Here is a 4,682-nt window from a genome sequence, read left to right as displayed (position 1 = left end):
CATAATGCTCAATAGCTTCTTTAATTTTTTCATAATTAAGATCAGGACCTTCCATCGTAATTTTTACGTTCTCAGTATCTTTATCAATTTCCATCAAAGTAATATTAACCCCATCGACACCTTCAAGACTACTTAAATACAATGAAAACGATGGTAATGATGGTGAATGAGGTTTTAGAATATCTAAAACAACTCTGATTAATGCATTTTTCATAGTTATAAAATCCTCCAATAAATATTAATTATACTAAATATAACTATGTAACTAATATAAGATATACTTAAACAATAAAAAAAATGGAATTTTAATATGTAAAAAAAGCCACAACTCAAGTATAACCATCCACCAAACTATTTTCAGTGCTACACTTGAATTATTTATTCAACTAAATAAACACATGAAACATATTATCCTGAAAAAAAGAGAAATCATCATTAAAAAATATTTAAAAAAAGAAATAAGGTTAATTACCTTAAAAACATAAAGGCCAACCAAACAATTACAAAGATAGCGATAAGTGCATACAATATTTTTCTTTGTTTAACAACCTGTTTCTGTTTTAATTGAAACTGTTCCTGACACTGATCAGAACAAAAAGATTCAGACATAGGAATAGGTTTACCACAAATAGCACAATGCCTATGAGCTTCAACAACCATGAAATACCTCCAAAATAATTAATTAGTTATTAATGTACCAATAGGTTCCGTAATAGCAGTTCTAACATTTTCCGGATCATTACCGTTAACAATAACGGTCTTTATAGCAGAACGTTTAATAATTTCTATAGCGGTCTTATCAATAAACTCATAAGTACCTGCTTTTGTTTCATTACCGGAAACAATTTCCAACAATTTAGAAGTGGTAACTTCACTAAACATAACTGCATCATCAAATTTATTAGGATCCTTATCATACAATCCATCAACACTGGTTGCGTTAATTACCAGATCAGCATCAACATATTCAGCCAAAATGCTACCAACAGCATCAGTACTGTGAGCAGGTTCTGTACCGCCCATAATAACAATCTTACCGGAAGCAGAATATTCGAGTGCCTGATGGAAATTTTCCGGAATCGCTGGATAGGAACAGTCTTTAAGAGCCAATTGTAAAAGACGAGCATTAATTCTTGTAACTTGAATACCTATTTCATCACAGATAGACTCACTTTCACCCATATCCCTTACTACACCAATATATTCACGAGCAGGTTTTCCTCCACCAACAACAATAAATACATCATGTTCTTTATAAATATCCTTAATAATTTCAGCATAAGCTTCAAATTTCTTGTTATCATACTCTTTAAGAAGTATTGATCCACCTATCGTAATAACTATTCGCATTAATAACATACTCCATTAAATGATTAAAAAATAATCAGTTAACTTAAAAATTTAATATTTTATTAATATCTATTTATCTATTAAATTATTCTTATAATTATCTATAAAATTATCACAAAAATTAAAAGAATATAATAAAAATAATCAACACAATAAGCCTATAAAAAGTAACATAACAAAATACTAAAAGCATGAAAAACAGAAATAAAAACATACTATTTAATTATCAAAAAAAATATTGGAAAAATACTAAAAAAGTCCAATATTCTCATTATAATATATTCATAACAAATTTCTAGGAGTAATCATATGAGTGAAATATCATCAAAAGAGATGTATGAAGTAAAAAAAACACTGAAAGAACTAGAAAATAAAAAAGGAAGAGGAACCGAACTAGTCAGTGTATACATACCACCTGACAAACAGATAAGTGATGTCAGAAAACAGATGGTTGATGAAATTGGACAAAGTTCCAACATCAAAAGTAAAACAACAAGAAAAAACGTGCAATCAGCAATAGAAGTAATCATCCAAAGAACAAAACTATACCAAACCCCACCACCTAAGGGATTGGTAATGTTCGTAGGTATGATACCTAAAGGCGGTCCGGGAACGGAAAAAATGGAAACGTACATATTTGAACCCCCTGAAACCGTTCAAACATATATCTATCACTGTGACAGCCAGTTCTTCATTGAACCGTTAAAACAGATTATTGAATACAAGGAAGTATACGGAGCAGTAGTACTGGACAGAAAAGAAGCAACCATTGCAACTGTCAGAGGAAAAAGAATAGACATAGTAAAAACTTTGACCAGTGGAGTACCTGGAAAACATAAGGCCGGAGGACAGTCACAAAGAAGGTTTGACAGAGTAATTGAACTTGCCGCACACGAATTCCTTAAACGTATCGGAAGATATGTTGATGAAGCATTCCTACCATTAAAGGATGAATTAAAAGGAGTTCTTATTGGTGGACCCGGACATACAAAAAATGACTTTGTTGAAGGAGACTATCTCCACTATGAAATCAAGGACAAAGTAATCAACATTGTAGACACATCATATACCGGAGATTTTGGTATTAGGGAAGTGTTAGATGAATCCTCAGATACTTTGGAAGAAATGGACATCATGAAAGAAAAGAAATTCATGAGAAAATTCCTATCCGGATTAATATCTGACAGCGGATTATCTTCCTATGGAGAAAACGAAGTTAGAACAAACCTTCAGATGGGTGCCGTTGAAACATTACTCATATCAGAAAACCTTAAAACAAACAGACAAACCTATGAATGTCCTGCATGTGGAACACTGGACGTAATAACTACAAAACAACATCAGAAAGCTCCTGAAAAACAATGCCCTAAATGCGGAGAAATAATGAAAATTATCAAAACACAGGAAACTGCAGAAGAACTGATTGAACTGGCAGAAGAAGTAAATACTGATGTGGAAGTAATATCCATAGAAACAGAAGAAGGAACCCAACTAGATAAAGCATTTGGTGGAATCGCAGGATTACTCAGATATAAAGTAAAATAATCTCCCTCTTTTAACTTTTTTTAAAACACGTCTTTTTTTTTAATTAAAATTTTTAGAAACGCTTTGAATTAAGTCTATGAAAAAAAATAGTTTTTCTTGAGTAAGATTTTTTTAGAATTTGAAAAAAAGAAAAAAATGAGGAGTAATTTAATTAGTTACATTAAATGTTGTACTGGTTTCATAAGCATCATACTTGGCATTTCCACTATAACCTAAAGTAACCGTGTTTACACCGACTTTACTTGTTTTTACTGATAAAAGGTAAGATCCGGTTCTGTCTGTTTTAGCGTAGTATTTTACACCGTTAATCATAATCTTTACATTGGCATTGGTAATTGCTTTGCCGGTACTGGTTGTAAACTTACCTGTTATGGTTACATTATTGCCCAATTTAACATTACTTATTGGATCATAAGTTACAACAACAGGCTGTTTTCCCAGAACATTGAATGTTGTTGTGGTTTCGTATGCCTCGTATTTAGCGTTACCGCTGTAACCGATACTGACTGTATTTACACCTGCCACAGTCGTTTGAACAGACAATAGGTAGGTTCCGGTTTTATCCGTTTTAGCGTAATATTTTACGCCGTTGATGATGATTTTTACATTTGCATTAGTGATGGCTTTGCCTGTGGTGGTGGTAAACTTACCGGTTATGGTTACGTTCTCACCAAAGTTAACATCACCGATAGGCTCATATGTTACAACGACGGGCATCTTACCAAGCACATTAAAGGTAGTGGCAGTTTCATAAGCTTCATACTTAGCGTTACCGCTGTAACCTACAGTGACCTCATTCACACCGAGGGTATCTGCCTGGAATGTAAATGAATAAACTCCATTCTTATCGGTTTTTGCATAATTTTTTACGCCGTTAACAACAACTTTAACGTTAGCATTTGTAACGGCCTTACCTGTAGCAGTAGTGAAATTACCGGTCACGGTAACATTATCACCAAAGTTAACCTCACCAATAGGCACATAAGTAACAACAACAGGCATCTTACCAAGCACATTAAAGGTAGTGGCAGTTTCATAAGCCTCGTACTTAGCATTACCACTGTACCCTATACTTACGTTATTAACGCCTAACGCAGTTGCCTGGAAAGTATATGAATAGACACCGTTTTTATCTGTTTTTGCATAATTTTTTACACCGTTAACAACAACTTTAACATTGGCATTGGAAATAACCTTTCCCGTAGTGGTAGTGAAATTACCGGTCACGGTAACATTATCACCAAAGTTAACATCACCAATAGGCACATAAGTCACAACAACCGGCATCTTACCAACCACATTGAATGTAGTGCTGGTTTCATAGGCTTCATACTTAGCATTACCGCTGTAACCTAGGGTAACCGTGTTTAAACCCTGAGTTGTTGCCTGGAATACGTATTTGTATGTTCCGTTTGAGTCTGTTTTTGCATAGTTTTTAACACCGTTTATGATGATTTTCACATTACTGTTTGTGATGAATTTTCCGTTTATGTCCATGAATTTTCCTGTGATTGTGACATTGTCTGCATATTTTGTATCAGGTATTGTGTTGTAGGTTATGATAACCTCTGTTTTGTTTGAAACTGAACTGTTGTTTATACCGAATGCCTGTGTGAAATTATTGTTTTTGAATGAATTGTTTGTTATATTGTTAATCGTTATTGTGTATAAATGAATTCCTTCAGGAACTGTGTAATTTATTATTGAATCAGTCATGGTGGCTTGATTTATTAACACATTATTTTCATAAATTGATACCTGTGCATTGACTGGAATGAATTTTCCCT

General features: G+C 33.2%; 5 protein-coding genes. 1 reads left to right on the top strand and 4 read right to left on the bottom strand.

Annotation, left to right across the window (positions count from 1 at the left end; translation table 11 throughout):
- From QZZ11_RS03385 to pyrH, 3 genes are all read right to left on the bottom strand, one after another.
- Positions 1–214, bottom strand: a 214-nt coding sequence (locus QZZ11_RS03385; protein WP_292473617.1) for a DUF211 domain-containing protein, incomplete at its 3' end; no start/stop codon positions are given.
- 254 nt (positions 215–468) lie between these two features.
- Positions 469–660 carry a DUF2116 family Zn-ribbon domain-containing protein gene (locus tag QZZ11_RS03380; protein ID WP_292473616.1) on the bottom strand — a complete coding sequence of 64 codons (192 nt, stop codon included), beginning with the start codon at positions 658–660 and terminating at the stop codon, positions 469–471.
- An 18-nt stretch (positions 661–678) separates the two neighbouring features.
- Positions 679–1,350, bottom strand: coding sequence for a UMP kinase (pyrH, locus tag QZZ11_RS03375; protein ID WP_292473615.1), 672 nt, complete (start codon positions 1,348–1,350; stop codon positions 679–681).
- Positions 1,351–1,659: 309 nt separating this feature from the next.
- Between pyrH and prf1 the strand changes: the two genes are divergently transcribed.
- Positions 1,660–2,895 carry a peptide chain release factor aRF-1 gene (gene prf1, locus QZZ11_RS03370; RefSeq protein WP_292473614.1) on the top strand — a complete coding sequence of 412 codons (1,236 nt, stop codon included), beginning with the start codon at positions 1,660–1,662 and terminating at the stop codon, positions 2,893–2,895.
- A 147-nt stretch (positions 2,896–3,042) separates the two neighbouring features.
- Here the strand turns inward: prf1 and QZZ11_RS03365 are convergent.
- A partial coding sequence (locus QZZ11_RS03365; RefSeq protein ID WP_292473613.1) for a hypothetical protein occupies positions 3,043–4,682 on the bottom strand: 1,640 nt, incomplete at its 5' end.

It is taken from the genome of Methanosphaera sp., assembly GCF_016282985.1.
Classification (GTDB): domain Archaea; phylum Methanobacteriota; class Methanobacteria; order Methanobacteriales; family Methanobacteriaceae; genus Methanosphaera.
The sequence above is the reverse complement of the archived record's forward strand: the minus strand, read 5'-3'. Positions and strand labels throughout refer to the sequence as shown.